This window comes from Burkholderia sp. WAC0059 (genome assembly GCF_002870125.1).
Classification (GTDB): Bacteria; Pseudomonadota; Gammaproteobacteria; order Burkholderiales; family Burkholderiaceae; genus Paraburkholderia.
On sequence record NZ_PNEO01000003.1, the window covers coordinates 189924 to 213340 of the forward strand.

Below are 23417 nucleotides of genomic sequence, written 5' to 3' on the forward strand. Positions count from 1 at the left end.
CGCACCGACGGGGCGTATGTCCCGAATTCCACCCGATCCTGAAGGAGCATGACGATGATGAAAGGCCAACTTGCCGGGCTGATGAAGCAGGCCCAGCAGATGCAGGAAAACATGAAGAAGATGCAGGAGCAACTCGCCGAGATCGAGGTGGAGGGGCAGTCCGGCGCGGGGCTTGTCACGGTGACGATGACCTGCCGCAACGACGTGCGCCGCGTCTCGATCGATCCGAGCCTGCTCGCGGACGACAAGGACATGCTCGAAGACCTCGTCGCGGCGGCGTTCAACGACGCGATCCGCAAGGCCGAGGCGACGAGCCAGGAAAAGATGGGCGGCATGACGGCGGGCCTGCCGCTGCCGCCGGGCTTCAAGCTGCCGTTCTGAGCGTTCCGGCACGAGGCCTTCCCGGGCGGACGAACGCCGCCTGGCGCCCATGGCAGGCGCGCTTCGCCTGCCGGACGAACGCCGCATTTTTCCTCCGCCGACTTGCCACGCCGACTCCGCATGAAACAGCCTTCCGCCCTGGCGGCCCTTGTCGAAGCGCTGCGCGCGCTGCCCGGCGTCGGGCCGAAGTCGGCGCAACGCATGGCCTATCATCTGATGCAGCACGATCGCGAGGGCGCCGAAAAGCTCGGCCGCGCGTTGCTGTTCGCGACCGGTAATCTGCAGCACTGCGAGAAGTGCAATACCTTCACCGAGGCGTCGATCTGCGAGGTCTGCCTCGACGAGACGCGCGACCCCACGCTGCTGTGCGTGGTCGAGACGCCGGCCGACCAGATCATGCTCGAGCAGACGATGACCTATCGCGGGCTGTATTTCGTGCTGATGGGGCGGCTGAGCCCGCTCGACGGCATCGGTCCGAAGGAGATCCACTTCGATCGCCTCGTGAAGCGCGCTACCGACGGCGTCGTGAAGGAGGTCGTGCTGGCCACCAACTTCACGAACGAGGGCGAGGCGACCGCGCACTATCTCGGTCAGACGCTCAAGGCGCGCGGCCTCGCGGTGACGCGGCTCGCCCGCGGCGTGCCGGTGGGCGGCGAGCTCGAATACGTCGACGCCGGCACGATCGCGCGCGCGATGCTCGACCGGCGCTCGCTCTAGCCGCCGGCACCGCTTCCGATACCGCCTCAGACGTTCGCCGGACGCCGCCCCGGCGGGCCCCGTTCCGGGGCGCTCGCACGTCGTTCGCGTGCCATCTTTCCTCGGTTACAATCCGCTGATGCGAATCCTGATCAGCAACGACGACGGCTATCTCGCGCCCGGCCTGAGCGCGCTTCACGACGCGCTCAGGCCGTTCGCCGAGGTCACGGTGATGGCGCCCGAGCAAAACTGCAGCGGCGCGTCGAATTCGCTCACGCTGTGGCGTCCGCTGTCGGTCCTGCGCTCGGCGAACGGATTCCATTACGTGAACGGCACGCCGACCGATTCGGTGCACATCGCCCTGACGGGCATGTTCGACGAGATGCCCGACCTCGTCGTCTCCGGCATCAACAACGGACAGAACATGGGCGAGGACACGCTGTATTCGGGCACCGTCGCGGCCGCGACCGAAGGCATCATGTTCGGCGTGCCGGCGATCGCCTTCTCGCTCGTCGACAAGGACTGGGTCCACCTCGACGCCGCCGCGCGCGTGGCGGCCGAGATCGTCGCGCACTACATCGCGCATCCGTTGCCCGGGCATCCGCTCCTGAACGTCAACATTCCGAACCTGCCTTACGACGAGATGGGCGAGTGGCGCGTGACGCGTCTCGGCAAGCGTCATCCGTCGCAGCCCGTGATCCGGCAGACCAACCCGCGCGGCGAGCCGATCTACTGGATCGGTCCGTCGGGAGGCGCGCGCGACGCGAGCGACGGGACGGATTTCCACGCGGTCTCGCAGGGGCACGTGTCGATCACGCCGCTGCAGCTCGACCTCACTCACACGCAGATGCTGTCGGCCACGCGCGAATGGGCGCGTGCCGGCGGCGGCGCTTCATGACCAGCGGCGCGCGTCCGAAGCGTTTTCCGCTGGGTCTCGCGGATCTCGAGCGCGAGCCGCGCCGGCGCGACGAGCGGCCCGGCGAGGCACGCGTGTCTCAGCCCGGCACGGGCAAGGGCGCCGTCGGCGCCGCGCGCCACAAGTCCGCGACGGCGGCGGGGGGCACCGCGACGGCGGCGGTGCCGGCCCGCGCGTCGTCCGCCGCGCCGGCCGGCATCACGAAGGTCGCGGGCGGACCGAAAGCCGTTGCCGCGACCGGCCCGGCGCGACATGCGGCCGGGCCGGCCGGCAAGCCGCCGGCCCGGCGCCCCGATTTTCCTCTCGCCGCCGCCCTCCCGCGCGCGAGTCTGCCGTCCGTCGGCGGCGCGCCCGCCGTCGCGCTGAACGGGGCGCTCGCGCTGACTTCGGAACGGGTGCGCGAGCGCATGGTCGAACGCCTGCGCGCGAACGGCGTAACCGACCCGCGCGTGCTGCAGGCGCTCGCGGGCGTGCCGCGCCACATGTTCGTCGATCCGGGGCTCGCCGCCCAGGCCTACGAAGATGCCGCCCTGCCGATCGGCCATCATCAGACGATCTCGAAGCCCTCGGTGGTGGCGCGCATGCTCGAACTCGCCGGCGCGGGCCGCGACCTCGACCGCGTGCTGGAAATCGGCACGGGCTGCGGCTATCAGGCCGCGGTGCTGAGCCGGATCGCGCGCGACGTGTATTCGATTGAGCGCATCAAGCCGTTATACGAGAGGGCCAAGACGAACCTGCGCCCCCTGCGCATTCCGAACATCCGGCTCCACTATGGCGACGGGCGGCTCGGCCTGCCGCCGGCGGCGCCGTTCGACGCGATCGTGATCGCGGCTGCGGGGCTCGACGTGCCGCAGGCGCTGCTTGAGCAGCTCGCCATCGGCGGCCGGCTGGTCGCGCCGGTGGCGGAGCAGGGCACGCCCGGCGAGGCCTCGCAGGTGCTTACGCTCGTCGAACGCACCGGGCCCGCGCAGTGGCGGGAGTCGCGGCTTGATCGCGTTTTCTTTGTCCCCTTAAAATCCGGAGTGATCTGAAACCGATGAGTATGTTGCGCGCGATGCAAAGAACCCGCCTCCCCGTCGACCTGACCGTGGCCCAGCGTAGCGTATGCGTGGTTGTGCTTTCCCTGCTGACGGCCTGTGCGACGCGGCTGGATCAGGCGCCGGTGGTCGATTACTCCACCCAGCCCGGTGCGATGGCGGCTCAGCCGCCCGCGCCGCTCGGCCCGCCCCCTCCGGGTTATTACCGGGTCAAGCCAGGCGATACGCTATATCGGATCGCGCTCGAAAACGGGCAGAATTATCGCGACATCGCGGCGTGGAACAATCTCTCGGATCCGAATCAGATCGAGGTCGATCAACTGCTGCGTGTCGTGCCGCCGGGCGCCAACGGCGCCGCCTACACGCCGGGCGTCGCGACGGCGCCGGTGGGCGGCGGGGCCGTGGAGAGCGCGCCGCTCGGCGCGCCGCCGCCGGCCGGCGCAATAGCGCCGGGCTCGGGCGCGCCGCCCGCCGGGGTTCCGCCGACCGCCATGGCGCCGCCGCCCGGCGCCACTGTGCCGCCGGGTGCCGGGGTTCCGCCGCCCGCTGCCGCCGTGCCGCCGACCTACGGTCCGGGCAGCACCGCGACGATGATTCCGCCGCAACCGCCCGGTGCGAGCGACACGACGGGCGCCGCCGCGCCGGGCTCGATCGATTTCGCCTGGCCGGCCCGCGGTCCGGTGCTCAACGGCTTCGACGATGCGCAGAACAAGGGCATCAATATCGGCGGGGCACCGGGCGATCCGGTGCGGGCGGCTGCGGACGGACGAGTGGTTTATGCGGGAAATGGGCTGCGCGGATACGGCAATCTCATTATCATCAAGCATGATGCGACGTTTCTCACGGCCTATGCACACAACCAGGCTTTGATGGTAAAAGAAGGGGACGTGGTGACGAAGGGGCAGCAGATCGCGCAGATGGGCAACACGGACTCGGACCGCGTGATGTTGCATTTCGAGGTACGCCGTGATGGCAAGCCTGTCGATCCGTTGAAGTATCTGCCGCCGCAATAAGCGAGCCGACCATGCCGAAATCGAAGCGCCGCCTGCAGAAAACCGAGTCTGACAGCCCAGCCGGCCCGGTTTCGGTCGACGAGGGCGGCGCGTCCGGCGACGACGACGGGCTCGCGGAGCTCGACGGCGGTCGCGATTTCGAGGGGCGCGACGGCGCCGCCGCGGAGGGCGGCGCCTCGCGCGAGGAAGGCTCGGGCGAGACGATTCCGGACGCCGACGATTTTCGCTCGCTGTTGCAAGCCGAGTTGACGGCCGACACGATCCAGCATTATCTGAACCGGATCAGCGTGAAGCCGCTCCTGACCGTCGAGGAGGAACAGCGCTACTCGCGGCTCGCGAGGGAGGGCGAGTTCGAGGCGCGGCAGGTGATGATCGAACGCAATCTGCGGCTCGTGGTCAGCATTGCGAAGGGCTATCTGAACCGGGGCGTGCCGCTGCTCGATCTGATCGAGGAGGGCAACCTCGGCCTCATGCACGCCATCGAGAAGTTCGACCCGTCGCGCGGCTTCCGTTTCTCGACCTACGCGACCTGGTGGATTCGCCAGAGCATCGAGCGCGCGATCATGAACCAGGCGCGCACGGTGCGTCTGCCGGTCCACGTGATCCGCGAGCTGAACCAGGTGCTGCGCGCGAAGCGCCATCTGGAAAAGAATTCGCTCAACGCCGGTCCGGCGGCCGAGCGGCGCGACGCCAGTATCGACGACATCGCCTATCTGACCGGCAAGACCACCGAGGAAGTGACCGACATCCTCGCCCTCAACGAGCACACGGCCTCGCTCGACGCGCCGCTCGACCTCGATCCCGCGAGCAGCCTGCTCGATCTGCTCTCCGACGACCAGAGCCAGTCGCCCGACGCCGAGGTCCAGCATCGCGAGCTCGAAACGCTCACGCGCGCCTGGCTGGCGCGCCTGTCGGACAAGCACCGGCACGTGATCGAGCGCCGTTTCGGCCTGAACCACATCGAACCCGCCACGCTCGAGGAACTCGCCGACGAGATGGGCCTGACGCGCGAGCGCGTGCGGCAGATCCAGCAGGAGGCGCTGGTGCGGCTCAAACGCTTTTTCGCCTCCAACGGCGTGCGCAAGGACGCCGTTCTGTAATTCATGACACCCGTACTCGTATTCGACATCGAAACGATTCCCGATGTCGACGGCATTCGCCGTCTCGACGACCTGCCCGCCACGCTGACCGACGCCGAGGTGGCCGAACACGCGTTCGCCGCCCGGCGTGAGAAGACCGGCAGCGATTTCCTGCCCCATCATCTGCAGCGCGTCGCGGCGATCTCGTGCGTGTTCCGCGACAACGGCGGGTTCCGCGTGCGCTCGCTCGGTTCGGGCGCCGACGGCGAGGCTTCGCTGATCCAGTCGTTCTACCGCACCATCGAGAAGTACACGCCTCAGCTCGTGTCGTGGAACGGCGGCGGCTTCGATCTGCCCGTGCTGCACTATCGCGGGCTGGTTCACGGCATCCGCGCGTCGCGCTACTGGGATCTCGGCGAGGACGATCGCGACTTCAGGTGGAACAATTACATCAGCCGCTATCACTCGCGCCATACCGACCTGATGGATCTGCTCGCCATGTACCAGGCGCGCGCGAACGCGCCGCTCGACGCGCTCGCGAAGCTCTGCGGCTTTCCGGGCAAGCTCGGCATGGACGGCGGCCAGGTCTGGGAGGCCTTCCGGGCGGGGCGTATCGACGAAATCCGCAACTACTGCGAAACCGACGTCGTCAACACCTACCTGCTTTACTGCCGCTTCCAGTTGATGCGCGGCGGTTTTTCTGCCGAGGAATACGAGGACGAAATCGCTCTCGTGAAACAGTCCCTCTCGATCGAGCCCGCGCCTCACTGGGCCGAGTATCTGGCGGCGTTTTCCGCCTGAGCGGTTTCCTGGCGCGATCCGGCACGGGCCGCCCGCGCGTCGGCGGGCGCCGCGGCGACATCGTCTACAATCTCGCCTTTCGCGGCGTTTCGCCGTCTCCGTTCATCGTCTGTCAGTCAGGAATTCGCTGGTGTCCCAAGTCGCTCCCGAACGTCACGCCCCGGTTCTCGAAATCGATTCGCTCGACATGGAGGCGCGCGGCGTCGGCCGTACCGTCACCGAAACGGGCGAGCCGGGCAAGGTGATCTTCGTCGAGGGCGCCTTGCCCGGCGAGCGCGTGATCTATTCGAGCTACCGAAAAAAGCCGAGCTTCGAGCAGGCCCAGGTGGTCGACGTGCTGCGCGAGAGCGTGACCCGCGCGCATCCGCGCTGCGCGTTCTTCGGGACCTGTGGCGGCTGCTCGATGCAGCATCTGGAGGTGCGCGCGCAGATCGCCGTCAAGCAGCGCGTGCTCGAGGACAACCTCGCGCATCTTGCGAAGGTACGCGCCGAAACGATGTTCCGGCCGATCCACGGTCCGTCGTGGGGCTATCGCTACCGCGCGCGCCTGACCGTGCGCCACGTGCCGAAAAAGGGCGGCGTGCTGGTCGGTTTTCACGAGCGCAAGAGCAGCTACGTCGCCGACATGACGAGCTGCGAAGTGCTGCCACCGCACGTTTCGGCGCTGCTCGTGCCGCTGCGCGAGCTCGTCGGGCAGTTGTCGATTCGCGATCGGCTGCCGCAGATCGAACTGGCCGTCGGCTCGACAGTGACGGCGCTCGTGCTGCGCATTCTCGAGCCGCTCGACGCGGCCGACGAGGCGCTGCTGCGGACCTTCGCCGACGCGCATCGCGTGCAGTTCTGGCTCCAGCCGAAGGGGCCGGACACCGTCGTGCCGTTCTATCCTCCCGACGCGCCGCTCGACTACACGCTGCCGGAGTTCGGCATCCGGATGCCGTTCAAGCCGACCGATTTCACCCAGGTCAATCACCCGATCAATCGTGTGCTCGTCGCCCGCGCGCTGCGGCTGCTCGCGCCCGGGCCCGGCGACCGCGTGCTCGACCTGTTCTGCGGGATCGGCAACTTCACGCTGCCGCTGGCGCGGCTCGCGCGCGAGGTGGTCGGCATCGAGGGCAGCGAGACGCTAACGGCGCGCGCGCTCGAGAACGCCCGCGCGAACGGCGTGGACGGCCATACCTCGTTCGCGTGCCGCAACCTGTTCGAGGTGAGCGCCGACGATCTGCGCGCGCTCGGCGCGTTCGACAAGTTCCTCGTCGATCCGCCCCGCGAGGGCGCGCTGGCCGTCGCGAAGGCGCTCGCGGAGATCGCGCAGGCCGGCGACGGGCCGTTGCCGGCGCGCATCGTCTACGTGTCGTGCAATCCGGCCACGCTCGCGCGCGACGCCGGATTGCTGGTCCACGAGGCCGGTTACCGGCTGCGCGGCGCCGGGGTCGTCAACATGTTTCCGCATACGTCGCACGTCGAATCGATCGCGCTGTTCGAGCGCGATTGAGCGTGCCCGAGCGCGCAGGCGCGGGGCCTCCCAGCCATAAAAAACGCCACGGCATGCCGTGGCGTTTTTGCTTGAGAGCCTTATCGGATCAGAACTGCCACCAGGGCCGTTTCGTCGCGTCCGGGCGCGGATGGCCGGTGATATACGGGCTGTCCGGGAACGTCGAGGCCAGAATGCGGCGCGTGTCGCTGGCGAGCTTCGGCTGGTCGAGCTGCTGGTAGGACAGGATCATGATGTGCAGCGCGTCCTCGATGGCCGGCGCGTTGCGGTAGTCCTGGATGGCGAGCTGCGCGCGGTTGATGGCCGCGACGTAGGCCCCGCGACGATAGTAATAGTCGGCCGCGTGCACTTCGTGCGAGGCCAGCGCGTTCACGATGTAGCGCATCCGTTGCGCCGAGTCGGGCGCATACTGGCTGTTCGGATACTTGTCGACGACGGTCTTGAACGCGTCGTACGATTCGCGCAGCGACTTCGGATCGCGTTCGCTCATGTCCTGGCCCGAGAAGCGGCCGAGAAACCCGAGGTCGTCGTTGAAGTTGATCATGCCCTTCAGGTAGTACGCGTAGGCGATGTCCGGATGATCCGGGTGCAGCTTGATGAAGCGGTCGATCGCGTCGTTGGCTTCGTCGTTTTCGTTGTTCTTCCAGTGGCAATAGGCGACGTCGATTTGCGCCTGCTGGGCGAAATGGCCGAACGGGTCGCGGCCCTCGAGTTCCTGGAAGTATTGCGCGCACTTGGTCCAGTCGCCGCTCGTGAGCGCGTCCTGAGCCTCCGTATATAATCTGTTGCCCGACCAGGTCGCCGTTTCGTCGGTCTTTTGCGGCAGACCGTGGCACGCGGCCACCATGGCGAGCGCGGCACCGCACGCGACGAGACGCAGCGCGTCGCGGAGCTTGCCGACAGTCATGCTTCCCGTCTTCGTTCGGGCCAGCGCACGTTGGGCCAGTTTCGTGATGGTGTTCAAGGCTCGCATTTTCCAGTTCAGCTTCAGGTCCAGGTAACCCGGACTCTCAGACTCGATGACCCGTTCAGTTCGTCCAGGTGCCGGCGTGGCCGGCGCCCAAAATATCGACAGGCATTATAGCCTGGGCACACCCCCCGGCGACGCACCGTCGGACGATGCCCTCGATGACGACCTCGCCGCCGACGCGTCGGACGGCGGCGCGCGCGCGGCGCCGGACGCCGCCGGCGGAACGCGGCGCGCGCAGGTGCCGGACGAGCTGGCCGGCGAGCGGCTCGACAAGGTGCTGGCGAAAGTCTTTCCCGAGTTCTCGCGCAGCCGCCTGCAGGGTTGGGTCGAGGCGCAGCGCGTGCGCGTCGACGGCGCGCCGGCCAGGGTGCGCCAGCCGGTGGCGCTCGGCGCGACGATCGAGCTCGAGCCCGACCTGCTGCCCGAGCAGCTCGCGTTCGCGCCCGAGCCCGTGCCACTCGCCGTGGTCTACGAGGACGACACGCTCGTCGTCGTCGACAAGCCGGCGGGCCTCGTCGTGCATCCCGCGGCCGGCAACTGGAGCGGGACGATCCTGAACGGTCTGCTGTACCGCTACGGCGACGCGGCGGCGGGGCTGCCGCGCGCGGGCATCGTGCACCGGCTCGACAAGGAAACCTCGGGCCTGATGGTCGTCGCCCGCACGCTCGAAGCGCAGACCGATCTTGTGCGCCAGTTGCAGGCGCGCACGGTCAAGCGCCGCTACCTCGCGCTCGTCTGGGGCAACATGCCCGACGAGGGCACGATCGACGCGCCGATCGGCCGCGACTCGCGCGAGCGCACGCGCATGGCCGTCGTGGCCGGCGCCGCGGGCAAGCCGGCGCGCACGCATTTCCGTCGCGTCGATGCGACCGTCTGGCAGGGCCAGCCGGTCAGCGCGATTCACTGCGATCTGGAGACGGGGCGCACGCACCAGATCCGCGTGCATTGTGCGCATACCGGCCATCCGCTGCTCGGCGATCCCGTCTACGGCCGCGCGCGCGGCAAGCGCTCGGTGGCGGCGTTGCCGGACGGTTTCGCGCGGCAGGCGCTGCACGCGTGGCGGCTCGGCCTCGTGCATCCGCGCACGAAGCGCGCCATGCAGTGGCGCGCGGACTTGCCCGACGACATGACGGCGCTGATCGCGGCGCTCGGCTTCGGCGGCCACGACGATTTCGACGCCGCCGATGCTGGCCATGACGGGGCGTTCGACCTGACGTGGGACGACGGCCGCGACGATGACGAATACGACGACGGAGACGAACCCGCATGACCCAGCCTGAACTGACGCCGGCCGATCTGCTGTACCCGGCGTGGAACGTCTCGCCGCGCGTGCGCGCGTTCGTGACGACGCGCAACGGCGGCGTGAGCGAGCCGCCGTTCGGCCGCTGGCGGTCGGGCGAGGGCCGGCCGGGCGGACTGAACCTCGGGCGCCGCTCGGGCGACGATCCCGCGTCCGTCGAGGCCAACCGCGCGCGGCTGCTGGCGTTCGCCGGCGTGCCGGCCGCGTGGCTCGAGCAGGTGCATGGCGCGGGCATCGCGGACGCTCACGAGGTGTTTGCGCGCGCGCAGGCCGGCGAGCCGCCCGTGCGCGCCGACGCGAGCGTGACCGATCGCGCCGGCGTGGCCTGCGTCGTGATGGTGGCCGACTGCATGCCCGTGCTGTTCTGCGACGGCGAGGGGCGCGCGGTCGGCGCGGCCCACGCAGGCTGGCGCGGGCTCGCGGCCGGCGTCGTGGAGCGGACCGCGGCGCGCGTCGCGGCGCTCGCGGGCGTGGGGGCCGACGCGCTGCATGCGTATCTCGGCCCGGCGATCGGTCTGACGGCGTTCGAAGTCGGCGCGGACGTCCTCGAGGCATTCCTGGACGGCGCCGGACACGCGGGCGCCGCCGAGCGCGAGGCGACCGCCGCCGCGTTCGCGGCGCGTCCCGACGCGCCGGGCAAGTATTTCGCCGATCTCGCGGCGCTGGCGCGGCTGCGGTTGCGGCGGCTCGGCATCGGGCGGATCAGCGGCGGCGATGCCTGCACGGCGACGCAGCCCGAGCGGTTCTATTCGTATCGGCGGGATCGCGTGACGGGGCGGATGGCGGCGCTGATCTGGATTGCGCCCTGACGTCGTGACAGGATGCCGGCCGCGTTTTTGCTGCGCCGCATCGACGTTTTCCGGGGACGGCGGCAGTGGCGTCGGGGAGTATTTTCAGCGCGAGGCCGAAACGGCAGTGCGCCGTCGCGATCGTATCCGCAGGGCATAAGGCGCGGGACGAAAAAGGCCGCCGACGGCGCGGGCGAAGCCGGTTCGAACGCGTTTTCGTCGTCCTGGAATCGTTACGCGAAAATTACATCGGGAAAACGATAATTAAAAAAATCTCGCGGTGCGGCAAAATCGGGGACAAGCATTGACATGCCTTCTGGCGGGGAGCAAGAATGTTCCTCACCGACCGGGCAGGGCGTGACAACGGACGCGAAGCAACGGCGCGTCCCTGCGCGGACAAGCCTGCCTCTAACCAGTCCCTCCCCGGGACGCATCGGCCTCAAGCAGGTATGACGGCATCACAACGCACCACGACTTCCGCGCGCCGGAGCGCTCCGGCCGGGGGAGCCGAGCAGCCGTATCGCGATGTCGCCGGAATGCAGCAGATGTTCGATGCGTGGGTTCGCGCATGGCAGTCCGTCGCGAATGCTGCGCAGCAAATCCCATCCCCGACAGCCGGAATCGCGCCGTTCGCCGCGCCGGCATCGGCGTGGCCGTGGAGTGCGGCGGCGAACGGCGCGGGCGCGCATTTCGCGCCGTTTCCGTCGGCGGTGCCGGGACAGGGGCGACACGGGCAACATGAACAACACGCTGCGACGGGCGCGTTCGGGCTGCCCGGCGCGGCGATCGATCCCGGGCGGCTGCAGAAACTCCAGGCCGAGTATTCCCGCGAGGCCGCCGCGCTGTTGCAGCAGGCCGCCGAGTCCGATCCCAGGCGGCCCGCGCTGACCGACCGGCGCTTCAGCGCCGGCGAATGGAAGGACACGCCGGCCTATGCGTTCACGGCCGCCTGGTATCTGCTCAACGCGCGCTATCTGCGCGAGCTCGTCGACGCCATCGACATCGATCCGAAAACCCGCGAGCGCATCCGCTTCGCGGTCGAGCAGTGGACGGCCGCCGCGTCGCCGAGCAATTTTCTCGCGCTCAATCCCGAAGCCCAGAAGGCCCTGCTCGACAGTCGCGGCGAAAGCCTGCGGCAGGGCGTGAGGAATCTGCTGGCCGATCTGCAGCGCGGCAAGATTTCCCAGACCGACGAATCGCGCTTCGTCGTCGGCCGTAATCTCGCGACGACGCCGGGCGCGGTCGTGTTCGAGAACGAGCTGTTCCAGTTGATCCAGTACCGGCCGCGCACGCCGACGGTCCGCGAGCGGCCGCTTCTGATCGTGCCGCCGTGCATCAACAAGTTCTACATCCTCGATCTGCAGCCCGGGAATTCGCTCGTCGGCTATGCGCTGGACTCGGGGCATCAGGTGTTCATGGTGTCGTGGCGCAACGCGGACGCGTCGATCGCGCACAAGACCTGGGACGACTACATCGACGAGGGTGTGCTGACCGCCATCGAGACGGTGAGCCGCATCAGCGGCCGCGAGCAGATCAACACGCTCGGCTTTTGCGTCGGCGGCACGATGCTCGCCACCGCGCTGGCCGTGGCCGCCGCGCGCGGCGAGCATCCGGCGGCCTCGATGACGCTGCTCACCGCGATGCTCGATTTTTCCGACACGGGCGTGCTCGACGTGTTCGTCGACGAGGCGCACGTGCAGATGCGCGAGCGGACCATCGGCGGCCAGGGCGGCGCGCGGCCCGGGGTGATGCGCGGCATCGAGTTCGCGAACACGTTCTCGTTCCTGCGTCCGAACGATCTCGTCTGGAACTACGTGGTCGACAACTACCTGAAGGGCCGCACGCCGGCGCCGTTCGACCTGCTCTACTGGAACAGCGACTCCACGAGCCTGCCCGGGCCGATGTATGCCTGGTATCTGCGCAACACCTATCTCGAGAACCGTCTGCGCGAGCCCGACGCGCTGATGGTCTGCGGCGAGCCGGTCGACCTGTCGCGCATCGACGTGCCCACGTTCGTCTACGGCTCTCGCGAGGACCACATCGTGCCGTGGCGCACGGCCTACGCGTCGATGCCGCTCCTCTCCGGGCCGCGCCGGTTCGTGCTGGGCGCGTCGGGTCACGTCGCCGGCGTGATCAATCCGCCGTCGAAGAACAAACGCAGCTACTGGCACGTCAAAGCGGAAGCGAAGCATTGGCCCGGGAGCGCCGACGACTGGCTCGCGCAGGCCGAGGAGCAACCCGGTAGCTGGTGGCCGGAATGGGCCGGCTGGCTCGATGCGCACGCGGGCCGCAAGGTCAGGCCGCGCGTGCACCCCGGCTCGGCCGCGTTTCCCGAAATCGAACCCGCGCCCGGCCGTTACGTGCAGCAGCGCGACTGAAGACGCGTTTCGCCTGGGACGGCGCAAACGGATGATCAACTCGATGGGCGCGCGTTCGCACGACGCCGCGTGGCCCGAAGGAACCGGAAATGACTGACATCGTGATCGTATCGGCCGCGCGGACCGCGGTCGGCAAGTTCGGCGGCTCGCTTGCGAAAATCGCCGCACCGGAACTCGGCGCCGTGGCCATTCGCGCCGCGCTGGCGCGCGCGGGCCTGAAGCCGGAGCAGGTGAGCGAAGTGGTGATGGGCCAGGTGCTGACGGCCGGCTCGGGCCAGAATCCGGCGCGCCAGGCCTCGATCCGGGCCGGCCTGCCGGCGGCCGTGCCGGCGATGACGATCAACAAGGTCTGCGGCTCGGGGCTCAAGGCCGTGATGCTGGCCGCCAACGCGATCATTGCGGGCGACGCGGAGATCGTCGTCGCGGGCGGGCAGGAAAACATGAGCGCGGCGCCGCACGTGCTGCCGGGCTCGCGCGACGGCTTCCGGATGGGCGACGCGAAGCTCGTCGACAGCATGATCGTCGACGGTCTCTGGGACGTCTACAACCAGTACCACATGGGCGTCACGGCCGAGAACGTCGCGCGGGAGTACGGCATTACGCGCGAGGAGCAGGACGCGTTCGCCGCCCAGTCGCAGAACAAGGCCGAGGCCGCGCAGAAGGCGGGCCGCTTCGACGCCGAGATCGTGCCCGTCGAGATTGCGCAGCGAAAGGGCGAGCCGCTCGCCTTCAGGACCGACGAATTCGTGCGCCACGGCGTGACGGCCGAGTCGCTGGCGAGCCTGAAGCCCGCATTCCAGAAGGACGGCACGGTGACGGCCGCGAACGCGTCGGGCCTCAACGACGGCGCGGCGGCCGTGGTCGTGATGTCGGCGAGCAAGGCCGCCGCGCTCGGCCTGGCGCCGCTCGCGCGGATCAGGTCCTACGCGAACGCCGGCGTCGATCCGAAGGTGATGGGCATGGGGCCTGTGCCGGCGTCGCGGCGCTGTCTCGAGCGCGCGGGCTGGACGCCGCAGGAGCTGGACCTGATGGAGATCAACGAGGCATTCGCGGCGCAGGCGCTTGCCGTGCATCGGCAGATGGGCTGGGACACCTCGAAGGTGAACGTGAACGGCGGCGCGATCGCGATCGGTCATCCGATCGGCGCGTCGGGCTGCCGGATTCTCGTGACGCTGCTGCACGAAATGCAGCTGCGCGACGCGAAGCGCGGTCTCGCCTCGCTGTGCATCGGCGGGGGGATGGGCGTGGCGCTCGCGGTCGAGCGGCCCTGACGGAGGAGAGCGCCGCGCTCGCGACAGCGGGCGCGGTCGGGGCGGCGGCCGGGGCCGCCCGAAAATGACGAGGGAGCAGGTTTATGTCACAACGTATTGCGTATGTAACGGGCGGCATGGGCGGCATCGGCACGAGCATCTGCCAGCGTCTGCACCGGCAGGACTTCAGGGTCGTGGCCGGGTGCGGACCGAATTCGCCGCGCCGCACGAAATGGCTCGAGGACCAGAAGGCGCTCGGCTTCGATTTCATCGCCTCGGAAGGCAACGTCGGCGACTGGGAGTCGACGCGCGAGGCGTTCGACCGGGTCAAGGCCGAGGTGGGCGAGATCGACGTGCTCGTGAACAACGCTGGCATCACGCGCGACGTGGTGTTCCGCAAGATGACGCACGAGGACTGGACGGCCGTCATCGACACCAACCTGACGAGCCTCTTCAACGTCACGAAGCAGGTCATCGACGGCATGGTCGAGCGCGGCTGGGGGCGCATCATCAACATCTCGTCGGTGAACGGCCAGAAGGGGCAGTTCGGGCAGACGAACTACTCGACGGCGAAGGCCGGCATTCACGGCTTCACGATGGCGCTGGCGCAGGAAGTGGCCACGAAGGGCGTGACGGTCAACACCGTGTCGCCGGGCTACATCGGCACGGACATGGTGAAGTCGATCCGCCAGGACGTGCTCGAGCGGATCGTCGCGACCATTCCGGTGCGGCGTCTCGGCGCGCCGGAGGAAATCGCCTCGATCGTGGCCTGGCTCGCCTCCGACGAGTCGGGTTTCGCGACGGGCGCCGATTTTTCGCTCAACGGCGGATTGCATATGGGCTGACCCGCGCGGGACGTTCGCGCGCTGGCGGCGGGCGTTTCGTACGGGTCGGCAACGGTGGCGGCCCACCGGGCGCGCGGGCGTTCGCCGGCGCGACGCTGGCGGGCCGCTTCTGCTTCACCGACGCATAAAAGGGCAAACAGGATGACGACTACAAAGAAAAACGCCGAACGACTGATCAAGAAGTATCCGAACCGTCGGCTGTACGACACCGAGACGAGCACCTACATCACCTTGAGCGACGTGAAGCAGCTCGTGCTCGAGCAGGAGGCGTTCAAGGTCATCGACGCGAAGTCGGGCGAGGACCTGACGCGCAGCATCCTGCTGCAGATCATTCTCGAGGAGGAGAGCGGCGGCCTGCCGATGTTCTCGTCGTCGATGCTCTCGCAGATCATCCGCTTCTACGGGCATGCGATGCAGGGCATGATGGGCACCTACCTCGAAAAAAACATCCAGGCGTTCATCGACATCCAGACCAAGCTGACCGACCAGTCGAAGAACCTTTACGAAGGTAACGCGATGAACCCGGAGGTCTGGTCGCAGTTCATGAACATGCAGGCGCCGATGATGCAGGGCATGATGACGAGCTACATCGAGCAATCGAAGAACATGTTCGTGCAGATGCAGGAGCAGATGCGCAACCAGGCGAAGTCGATGTTCAGCAGCTTCCCGTTCAAGCCGCCCGCGAGTCCCTCGCATCCCTCGCACGAGCAGCCCGGCGAGGGCGAGGAGAAAAAGTAAGTGAGGCTCGCCGGTTGCGCGTATCGCCGGCCGTATCGACGTTTTTCCTTTCCGCTTCCCGCCTGACACGCATGCGCATCGCCCCGATGCGCATGCCGTTCCTCCCGAGTTTCCCGCCCCGCCGATCCGCCTGCTCGCCGCTGCCGCCGGGCTTGCGCATGCCGATCGCGCCGGCACTCGGGTAAGCCCTGATTTCCTCGTCGCCGCCTGGCAAACTAGCATTCGGCCTGCGTTATTTCAGAACATCGTTCTGTCAGAAAGAACGATCGAACATCCGGACGGCTTTCCCCATGATTTCGCTTCCGCTTTCGGGCATCCGCGTGCTGGACCTGTCGAACGTGCTGTCGGGGCCGTTCTGCACCTATCAACTGGCGCTGCTCGGCGCCGACGTTCTCAAGATCGAGAACCCCGACGGCGGCGATCTCGCGCGGCGGCTCGGCGCCGATCCGCAGGCGTCCGCCCGCAACATGGGCGCGTCGTTCGTCGCGGTCAACGCGGGCAAGGAGTCGATGACGCTCAACCTCAAGCACGAGGCGGGCAAGGACATCCTGCGCAGGCTCGTGGCCGACGCCGACGTGCTCGTCGAGAACTTCCGCCCGGGCGTGATGGAGCGGCTCGGGCTCGGCGCGCCGTCGCTGCTCGAACGCAATCCGCGTCTCGTCTACTGCGCGATCTCGGGCTTCGGCAACGACGGCCCGCTCGCGCACCGGCCGGCCTACGACCAGATCATCCAGGGCATGTCGGGCGCGATGAGCGTGACGGGCGACGCCGACAGCGCGCCGCTGCGCGTCGGCTATCCCGTCTCGGACACGGTGGGCGGCATGAGCGCGGCGCTCGCGATCTGCGCGGCCGTGCTCGCCGCGCAGCGGACCGGCGAAGGCCGCATCGTCGACGTGTCGATGCTCGAGGCGACGCTCGCGACGATGGGCTGGGTGGTGTCCAACTACCTGAACGCCGGCGTTCGGCCGACGCCGATGGGCAACGAGAACTTCACCGCCGCGCCGTCGGGCACGTTCGCGTGCGGCGAGGGCAGGCTGAACATCGCGGCGAACGAGACGCGGCAGTTCGTAGCGCTGTGCGAGACCATCGGCCGCCCGGACCTGCCGCAGGACGAGCGCTTCGCCGACCGCAACACCCGCAAGCTGAACCGGGCCGAGCTGAAGCGCGAGATCGAGGCCGCGCTCGCCGCGGACAGCGCGGCCAACTGGGAGGCGCGTCTCGCCGAAGTCGGCGTGCCGGCCGGGCTCGTGCTGAGCGTGCCGGACGCGATCGACCAGCCGCAGATCGCCGGCCGCCAGTTCGTGCACGCGTTCGCCGACGGCGAGACGGTGCAGCGCGTGACCCGCGCGGGCTTCCGCTTCGCCGACGCGAAGGGCGAGACGCAGGACGGCCGCCCGGCGACGCGCGCGCCGCATCTTTCCGAGCACACGCAGGCGCGCCTCGAGCGGCTCGGCTTCGATCCGGCGACGATCGCGAAGCTCAAGGACGAAGGGGCGATCTGACGCCCGCCGACAACGATCAACGACTGGAGGAGTTCATGAGACAACCGTTTCCCGCGGCGCCGGTCGCGCCCGGGCACGCGAGTCCGTTGCAGGCCGTGCGCCGCGACGCCGATCCCGAGACGGTCGCGCGCAGCATCGTCGCGCGCCTCGACCGCCTGCCGGCCACGCGCTACGTCTGGACCATCGTCTTTCTGCTGTCGCTCGGCGGCTGCTTCGAGTTCTACGACCTGTTCATGACCGGTTACGTCGCGCCGGGCCTCATCGCGAGCGGCCTGTTCGCGAAGGCGTCGACGTCGATCTTCGCGATGGACAGCATCGCGTCGTTCGTCGCGGCCACGTTCATCGGCCTCTTCATCGGCACGATGGGGCTCGGTTTTCTCGCCGACCGCTTCGGCCGGCGCCGGATCTTCGTCGTCGCGCTGCTGGCCTATACGGCCGCGAGCATCGCGATGGCGTTCCAGCAGAGCGCGCTCGGCGTAAACCTGTTTCGTCTCCTGGCCGGGCTCGGCCTCGGCGTCGAGATGGTGACGATCAACACCTACGTCGCCGAGCTGATGCCGAAGGACCTGCGCGGCCGCGCGTTCATCATCACGCAGATCGTGCCGTATTGCGCCGTGCCCGTCGTCGCGCTGATGTCGTGGTGGCTCGTGCCGCAGCACCCGTTCGGCATCGACGGCTGGCGCTGCGTGGTGCTCGCGAGCGCGATCGGCGCGGCTTTCGTCTGGCTGATCCGCCTCGGCATTCCGGAAAGCCCGCGCTGGCTCGTCGCGCGGGGCCGGCTCGACGAGGCGCAGCGCGTCACGGAGCAGATCGAGCGCGTGGTCGAGCGCGAATACGGCGCCGCGCTGCCGCGGCCGGTGCCCAACGAGCACCGCGCGCCGACCACGGAGCGGCGCTTCGTCGACATCGTCCGCGCGCCGTACCTGAAGCGCACGATCATGATGTCGGTGTTCAACGCGGTTTCGGTGATCGGCTTCTACGGCTTCAGCAACTGGATCCCGTCGCTGCTCGCGAGCAAGGGCTTCGGCCTCGTCCACAGCCTGCAGTACTCGTTCCTGATGTCGATCGCGCTGCCGCTCGGGCCGGCCGTGTTCTTCTACTTCGCCGACCGGGTCGAGCGCAAGTGGAGCCTCGTCGGATCGTCGGGCGCCGTCGCGGTGTTCGGCCTGCTGTTCGCGGGGCAGACCGGTTCCGCGGGGCTCATCGTGTTCGGGTTCTGCATGAACCTCTCGCTGACGGTCATGACCTACTCGTTCCAGACCTATCAGTCCGAGCTGTATCCGACCGAAATCCGCGCGCGGGCGATCGGCTTCGTCTATTCGTGGAGCCGGCTGGCCGCGATCTTCTCGGGCTTTCTCGTCGCGTTCTTCCTGCGGGACTTCGGCGCGACCGGGGTCTTCTACATGATCAGCGGCTGCATGGTGTTCGTGATGCTGCTGATCGGCGTGATGGGGCCCGCGACGAAGGGGCGGGCGCTCGAAGACATCAACCGCTAAGACCGTACAACCGAGGGACATTCACCCATGACCAACCCACAGGATTTTCAGGCCCTCGCGGCCGACTACTGGAGCACGTCGATCATCGACATCCATCCGGGTTCGATCCGCGTGCGCGGCTATCCGATCGAGGAGCTCATCGGCGCGATCAGCTTTCCGCAGATGATCTGGCTGATGCTGCGCGGCGAGCTGCCCGGCACCGGCGAGGCGCGCCTGCTCGAGGCCGCGCTCGTCGCGTCCATCGACCACGGTCCGCACGCGCCCTCGATCGCGATCTCGCGCATGGCGGTGAGCTGCGGGCTGCCGTTGAACGGCGCGATGGCCTCGGCGCTGAACACGCTCGACGACGTGCACGGCGGCGCGGGGCAGCAGTCGGTCGAGCTGTTCCATCAGATCGAGCAGGCCATGGAGCGGGGCGCCGCGCTCGGAGCGGCCGTCGAGACCTGCGTCGACGCGTTCATTGCCGGGCACGGCAAGTATCTGCCGGGTTTCGGCCATCGCTTCCATCCCGTCGATCCGCGCGCGGGCCGCCTGCTGGCGATGGTCGACGAAGCGGTGGCCGCGGGCGTCGTGTCCGGCCGCTACGCGGCGATCGCGCGCGGCATCGAGGCGCTGCTGAAGGCGCGCAAGGATCGCCCGATCCCGATGAACATCGACGGCGCGACCGCCGTCATCTACGCGGAACTCGGTTTCGCGCCGGAACTGGCGCGCGGCATCTTCTGCCTGTCGCGCGCGGTCGGCATTCTCTCTCACGCCTGGGAGCAGCGCGGTCGCGCCGAACGCAACAAGGGACCGATGCCGCGCCAGATGCCCTACCGATACACGGGCGCGGCCGAGCGCCACTACGACGGAGAAGAACGATGAGCTGGACGCCTGCCCCGAAAATCATCGGCACGACCGTCTATGCGTCGATGCCCGACGCGCTGCGCAAGCATGGCGTGGTTTCCGAATGGTCGCGCGCCAACAAGGGCGGCGAGCCGATCGACTGCTTCATCGAGGGGCCGTGCTTCGATCCGCAGGGCAACCTGTACATCGTCGACATTCCGCACGGACGCATCTTCCGGATCACGCCCGCGCTGGAATGGAGCGTGGTGGCCGAGTACGACGGCGAACCGAATGGGCTCGCCTGGCATGCGCAGCACCACCTGATCATCGCGGATTACAAGAACGGCATTCTCAAGCTCGATCCGGCCGAAGGCCGGGTCCGGCCGCTGCTCGCGCGCCGCAACAGCGAGCGGTTTAAGGGCGTCAACGACCTGATCGTGGCGCGCAACGGCGACATCTATTTCACCGACCAGGGCCAGACGGGCCTGCACGATCCGACCGGCCGCGTGTTCCGCTTCGGCGCAGACGGACGGCTCGACTGCCTGATCGACAACGGCCCGAGCCCCAACGGGCTCGTGCTCGACGGCAAGGAGAAAGTGCTGTTCGTGGCGATGACGCGCGACAACTCGGTCTGGCGTCTGCCGTTGCTGCCGGACGGCAGCACGAGCAAGGTCGGGCGTTTCGCGCAGTTCTACGGCACGAGCGGCCCCGACGGACTGACGATCGACGCGGACGGCAATCTGTTCGTCGCGCATGCCTCGCTGGGCGCGGTGTTCGTGCTGAACGCGCACGGGGAGGGCATCGCGAAGATCGAGTCGTGCGCGGGACGCACGATCACCAACGTGACGTTCGGCGGTCCGCAGAAGAGCACGCTGTTCATCACGGATTCGAGCAGCGGGGCGGTGCTGAATGCCGAATGGGGCGTGCGCGGACTCGTTGCCTGACCCAATGCGGCCGAGCCGGCGATAGCGACGATCTGCGCCGTCTCGCCGGTACGCCGCTCCGATCTTGCCCTTTCAGGTCGTCACCCGGCCCGTTCGATAGGGTCGCATTTTTTCGCGGCGCGACGCCGCTTCGCGGACCAGGGTACACTCTCCAGCCGCCGGCAGCGGGCGCGCCCGCTGCCGGCGGCTGGCTTCCGCCCGTTCTTCATCGCTTCCCTTACGTTTTTCAGGCCCGCCCCACGACCGCGGGTCGCATCCCATGAGAACCCAGTGTCCGCGGGAGCAATGGCTCTCGAAACCGATCGGCAACATCCTGGCCGGCGTCACGTCGTCGTTCGCCCTCGTGCCGGAATGCATCGCCTTTGCGCTCGTCGCCCACCTCAATCCGCTGATGGGGCTCTACGGCGCATTCATCATCTGCGCGCTGACGGCTGCCTTCGGCGGGCGCCCGGGCATGATTTCCGGCGCAGCCGGATCGATGGCCGTGGTCATCGTCGCGCTGGTCGTGCAGCACGGCGTTCAGTACCTGCTCGCGACCGTCGTGCTGGGCGGTGCGATCATGATGCTGTTCGGTCTGCTGCGGCTCGGAAAGCTGATCCGCATGGTGCCGCATCCGGTGATGCTGGGCTTCGTCAACGGCCTTGCAATCATCATCGCGGCGGCCCAGTTGGAGCATTTCAAACAGGCTACGCCGGCCGGAGAGGTCTGGCTGCACGGCACGCCCTTGCTGATCATGGGCGGACTCGTCGTGCTCACGATGCTCATCGTCTATCTGCTGCCGCGCGTGACGAAGGCCCTGCCGCCGGCGCTCGTCGCGATCGTCTGCGTCGGCCTGCTCAGCGAATTCGCGCATGTGCCGACCCGCACGCTCGGCGACATGGCGCACATCGCCGGCGCGTTTCCCTCGTTCCGGATGCCGGGCGTTCCGCTCGACTTCGAGACGCTCCGGATCGTGCTGCCCTATGCCGGGCTCATGGCGACCGTCGGTTTGCTCGAAACGCTGCTGACGTTCAACCTGACCGACGAGATCACGGAAACGCGCGGCCGTCCGAATGCCGAGTGCCTGGCGCTCGGCGCGGCCAACGTCGTCTCGGGATTGTTCGGCGGCATGGGCGGATGCGCGATGATCGGCCAGACCATGATCAATCTGGGCTCCGGCGGCCGCAGTCGCGTTTCCGGCCTGACGAGCGGCGTGATGATCCTGCTGTACATCCTGTTCCTGTCGCCGCTCATCGAGCGGATTCCGCTCGCCGCGCTCGTCGGGGTGATGTTCGTCGTCGCGCAGCAGACCTTTTCGTGGGCCTCGCTGCGCGTGCTGCACAAGGTGCCGCGCAACGATGCGCTCGTGATCATCGCCGTCACGATCATCACCGTGTTCACGGACCTCGCCGTTGCCGTGCTCTGCGGCATCGTCATCGCGGCGTTGAATTTCGCCTGGCAGCACGCGCGCGAGATTCGGGCCGACGTGAGCGACGAAACGGCGGATACGCGCACCTACACGCTTTACGGCACGCTGTTTTTCGCTTCGACGGCGCATTTCCAGGCCCTGTTCCGACCGGGCGACGACCCGCGCAGCGTGATGATCGACTGCCGGCACTGTCGCATTGCCGACCACTCGGCGATCGCCGCACTCGAGACGCTTCAGGAGCGCTATCGGAAGGCGGGCAAGTACGTTACGTTCTCGCATCTGTCGTCGCGGTGCCGGCACGTTGTCGAGCGGGCGGGCGTTTCGGTCGCGGGCCGGTGATCGTCGGGCCGCGCTGTTGAAAGACGCCGCGCCCGGAAAAACGGCCGGGCGTTGTCGCGCGAAACGGCTCATCCTGGGGGAGGGACGGCAAATAGCGGTAATTCACGCTGATAGGCGCCGGCGCCTTGCGATCATCCAGCCGAAGGCAGCAATGACTGCCGTTAGTCCCCCGCTTTCCAGCATTCCCTGGCGAGTCAGATAGCGGTTGAACGGCACGCCTTGCCTGGCTAGCACGTCCAGTATTTCAGGAGACGAAAGCATCGAGAATATGCAGAGCAGCAGGAAGGCATTCGCTGCTGAAGCACACAGCATTCCTATCCCGACTGGCTTGAACCGGCTCGCAAAATTACCGATGGCAATGGCAATGCCGAACATGATCGCTGCAACGAGCAGAAATATTCTGGTCATCCATACTTTGGTGCCTTGACCGGGCAGGCTCAGGAGAGCGATCACTTCTCCATAAAAGACAAAGAGGCTTGCCAGACCATGCAGCACCATGCTGACCACTTTTCGCAGAAGGTTCATCCGGCGGCCCGACGAAAATAGGCATTGGCAGCAGGGCGGAACAGGATATAGCTGATCAGTGCAAGGATGACCAGCCCGGGAATCAGCATAGCCTTGTCCGGCGTGACAACGAAGGAAATCACAAGTCCAGTCACGGCTACGCCGACGTACAGTTTGCGTGCCCACGGATATCCCTTCAGTATGCCGAAGCCGACGACGAGATTCAGCAACGAAGTGACGATCTCGATCGCGACCGTTGCCCATAACGGCAATAGCGATAGCCTGGATAGTTCTGGCGAAATGGGGTTGTGTAGCAAGGTATGCAGATTCAGGAAATTAATTGCACAACTGACAATAAGAAACCATCCGGTAATACTGAGCGAAGTCGGTCTTTTCATCATGTTGGTCGTTTTATGTTTTTCGGATCGGCAGGGAAAGGTCTATGGAGCCCTGATGGCGCGGGGGCATTTATATTTCCGTCGCATGCGAGCGGCATAGGGCAATCCACAGATAAGCAGGCTGGTTATTTGCAGGAGCAAGTCGGCCCGTTAAATGCTTTCTTTCGTTCCGTTGCCTTGTTGTCGCCCGGCCAATGAAAGAGATAATCCCTTACATTTACGCCAACCATAGAGTCCCAAATTTGTTCTGTATAGCTGCAGCCAATCTATCCGGTTAAAACCGCCCCCGGATTTTTCGACCGCCTGGCTTCGTGCTC

General features: G+C 67.5%; 22 protein-coding genes. 19 read left to right on the plus strand and 3 right to left on the minus strand.

From position 1 onward, the window contains the following. Window positions 1-54 precede the first annotated feature (54 nt). The 8 genes from CY652_RS04510 (at window position 55) to rlmD (ending at window position 7415) form a co-directional block, all read left to right on the plus strand. Window positions 55-381 (plus strand): YbaB/EbfC family nucleoid-associated protein, encoded by a 327-nt coding sequence (locus tag CY652_RS04510; protein WP_102129626.1) that lies wholly within the window; start codon window positions 55-57, stop codon window positions 379-381. Between the two features lie 120 nt (window positions 382-501). Next, window positions 502-1098, plus strand: coding sequence for a recombination mediator RecR (gene recR, locus CY652_RS04515; RefSeq protein ID WP_102129508.1), 597 nt, complete (start codon window positions 502-504; stop codon window positions 1096-1098). Window positions 1099-1216: 118 nt separating this feature from the next. After that, window positions 1217-1975 (plus strand): 5'/3'-nucleotidase SurE, encoded by a 759-nt coding sequence (gene surE, locus CY652_RS04520; protein ID WP_102129509.1) that lies wholly within the window; start codon window positions 1217-1219, stop codon window positions 1973-1975. Continuing rightward, the gene (locus CY652_RS04525) at window positions 1945-3024 is read left to right on the plus strand and encodes a protein-L-isoaspartate(D-aspartate) O-methyltransferase (protein ID WP_102129510.1); all 1080 of its coding nucleotides are present in this window, start codon (window positions 1945-1947) and stop codon (window positions 3022-3024) included. The genes surE and CY652_RS04525 overlap by 31 nt, the downstream gene beginning before the upstream one ends. 5 nt (window positions 3025-3029) lie before the next feature. Continuing rightward, window positions 3030-4043 (plus strand): peptidoglycan DD-metalloendopeptidase family protein, encoded by a 1014-nt coding sequence (locus tag CY652_RS04530; protein WP_102129511.1) that lies wholly within the window; start codon window positions 3030-3032, stop codon window positions 4041-4043. 11 nt (window positions 4044-4054) lie between these two features. Beyond that, a complete protein-coding gene (gene rpoS, locus CY652_RS04535; protein ID WP_102129512.1) occupies window positions 4055-5143 on the plus strand; it encodes an RNA polymerase sigma factor RpoS in 1089 nt (362 codons plus the stop codon). A gap of 3 nt (window positions 5144-5146) precedes the next feature. Then, complete coding sequence (locus tag CY652_RS04540; protein ID WP_102129513.1) at window positions 5147-5923, plus strand: 3'-5' exonuclease; 777 nt, start codon at window positions 5147-5149, stop codon at window positions 5921-5923. A gap of 187 nt (window positions 5924-6110) precedes the next feature. Further along, window positions 6111-7415 (plus strand): 23S rRNA (uracil(1939)-C(5))-methyltransferase RlmD, encoded by a 1305-nt coding sequence (gene rlmD, locus CY652_RS04545; RefSeq protein ID WP_374703628.1) that lies wholly within the window; start codon window positions 6111-6113, stop codon window positions 7413-7415. A gap of 88 nt (window positions 7416-7503) precedes the next feature. Here rlmD and CY652_RS04550 read toward each other — a convergent pair whose 3' ends face one another. After that, a complete protein-coding gene (locus CY652_RS04550; RefSeq protein ID WP_258002187.1) occupies window positions 7504-8322 on the minus strand; it encodes an outer membrane protein assembly factor BamD in 819 nt (272 codons plus the stop codon). A 112-nt stretch (window positions 8323-8434) separates the two neighbouring features. Between CY652_RS04550 and CY652_RS04555 the strand changes: the two genes are divergently transcribed. The 11 genes from CY652_RS04555 (at window position 8435) to CY652_RS04605 (ending at window position 22198) form a co-directional block, all read left to right on the plus strand. Continuing rightward, window positions 8435-9655 carry an RluA family pseudouridine synthase gene (locus tag CY652_RS04555; RefSeq protein ID WP_102129516.1) on the plus strand — a complete coding sequence of 407 codons (1221 nt, stop codon included), beginning with the start codon at window positions 8435-8437 and terminating at the stop codon, window positions 9653-9655. Next, on the plus strand, window positions 9652-10494 hold the full coding sequence (gene pgeF / locus CY652_RS04560) for a peptidoglycan editing factor PgeF (RefSeq protein ID WP_102129517.1): 843 nt from the start codon (window positions 9652-9654) through the stop codon (window positions 10492-10494). The genes CY652_RS04555 and pgeF overlap by 4 nt, the downstream gene beginning before the upstream one ends. Before the next feature lie 428 nt (window positions 10495-10922). Beyond that, the gene (phaC, locus tag CY652_RS04565) at window positions 10923-12851 is read left to right on the plus strand and encodes a class I poly(R)-hydroxyalkanoic acid synthase (RefSeq protein WP_180970407.1); all 1929 of its coding nucleotides are present in this window, start codon (window positions 10923-10925) and stop codon (window positions 12849-12851) included. Window positions 12852-12940: 89 nt separating this feature from the next. Then, the gene (locus tag CY652_RS04570; RefSeq protein WP_102129519.1) at window positions 12941-14122 is read left to right on the plus strand and encodes an acetyl-CoA C-acetyltransferase; all 1182 of its coding nucleotides are present in this window, start codon (window positions 12941-12943) and stop codon (window positions 14120-14122) included. An 83-nt stretch (window positions 14123-14205) separates the two neighbouring features. Then, on the plus strand, window positions 14206-14946 hold the full coding sequence (locus CY652_RS04575; RefSeq protein WP_102129520.1) for a 3-ketoacyl-ACP reductase: 741 nt from the start codon (window positions 14206-14208) through the stop codon (window positions 14944-14946). 141 nt (window positions 14947-15087) lie between these two features. Continuing rightward, window positions 15088-15684: a polyhydroxyalkanoate synthesis repressor PhaR gene (gene phaR, locus CY652_RS04580; protein WP_102129521.1), complete on the plus strand. Its 597-nt coding sequence runs from the start codon at window positions 15088-15090 to the stop codon at window positions 15682-15684. A 293-nt stretch (window positions 15685-15977) separates the two neighbouring features. Beyond that, complete coding sequence (locus tag CY652_RS04585; protein ID WP_102129627.1) at window positions 15978-17186, plus strand: CaiB/BaiF CoA transferase family protein; 1209 nt, start codon at window positions 15978-15980, stop codon at window positions 17184-17186. A gap of 35 nt (window positions 17187-17221) precedes the next feature. Next, entirely contained in the window at window positions 17222-18682 is a 1461-nt protein-coding gene (locus CY652_RS04590; RefSeq protein WP_102129522.1) for an MFS transporter, read from the plus strand. Window positions 18683-18709: 27 nt separating this feature from the next. After that, window positions 18710-19546, plus strand: coding sequence for a citryl-CoA lyase (locus CY652_RS04595; RefSeq protein ID WP_102129523.1), 837 nt, complete (start codon window positions 18710-18712; stop codon window positions 19544-19546). Beyond that, window positions 19543-20451, plus strand: a complete 909-nt coding sequence (locus tag CY652_RS04600; RefSeq protein WP_102129524.1) for an SMP-30/gluconolactonase/LRE family protein — start codon at window positions 19543-19545, stop codon at window positions 20449-20451. The genes CY652_RS04595 and CY652_RS04600 overlap by 4 nt, the downstream gene beginning before the upstream one ends. A 259-nt stretch (window positions 20452-20710) precedes the next feature. Continuing rightward, window positions 20711-22198: a SulP family inorganic anion transporter gene (locus CY652_RS04605; RefSeq protein ID WP_102129525.1), complete on the plus strand. Its 1488-nt coding sequence runs from the start codon at window positions 20711-20713 to the stop codon at window positions 22196-22198. Window positions 22199-22300: 102 nt separating this feature from the next. Here the strand turns inward: CY652_RS04605 and CY652_RS04610 are convergent, their stop codons facing one another. Next, complete coding sequence (locus tag CY652_RS04610; RefSeq protein WP_102129526.1) at window positions 22301-22723, minus strand: hypothetical protein; 423 nt, start codon at window positions 22721-22723, stop codon at window positions 22301-22303. Further along, window positions 22720-23103, minus strand: a complete 384-nt coding sequence (locus CY652_RS04615) for a hypothetical protein (RefSeq protein ID WP_258002188.1) — start codon at window positions 23101-23103, stop codon at window positions 22720-22722. Before CY652_RS04615 ends, CY652_RS04610 begins: the two co-directional genes overlap by 4 nt. Window positions 23104-23417: the final 314 nt, after the last annotated feature.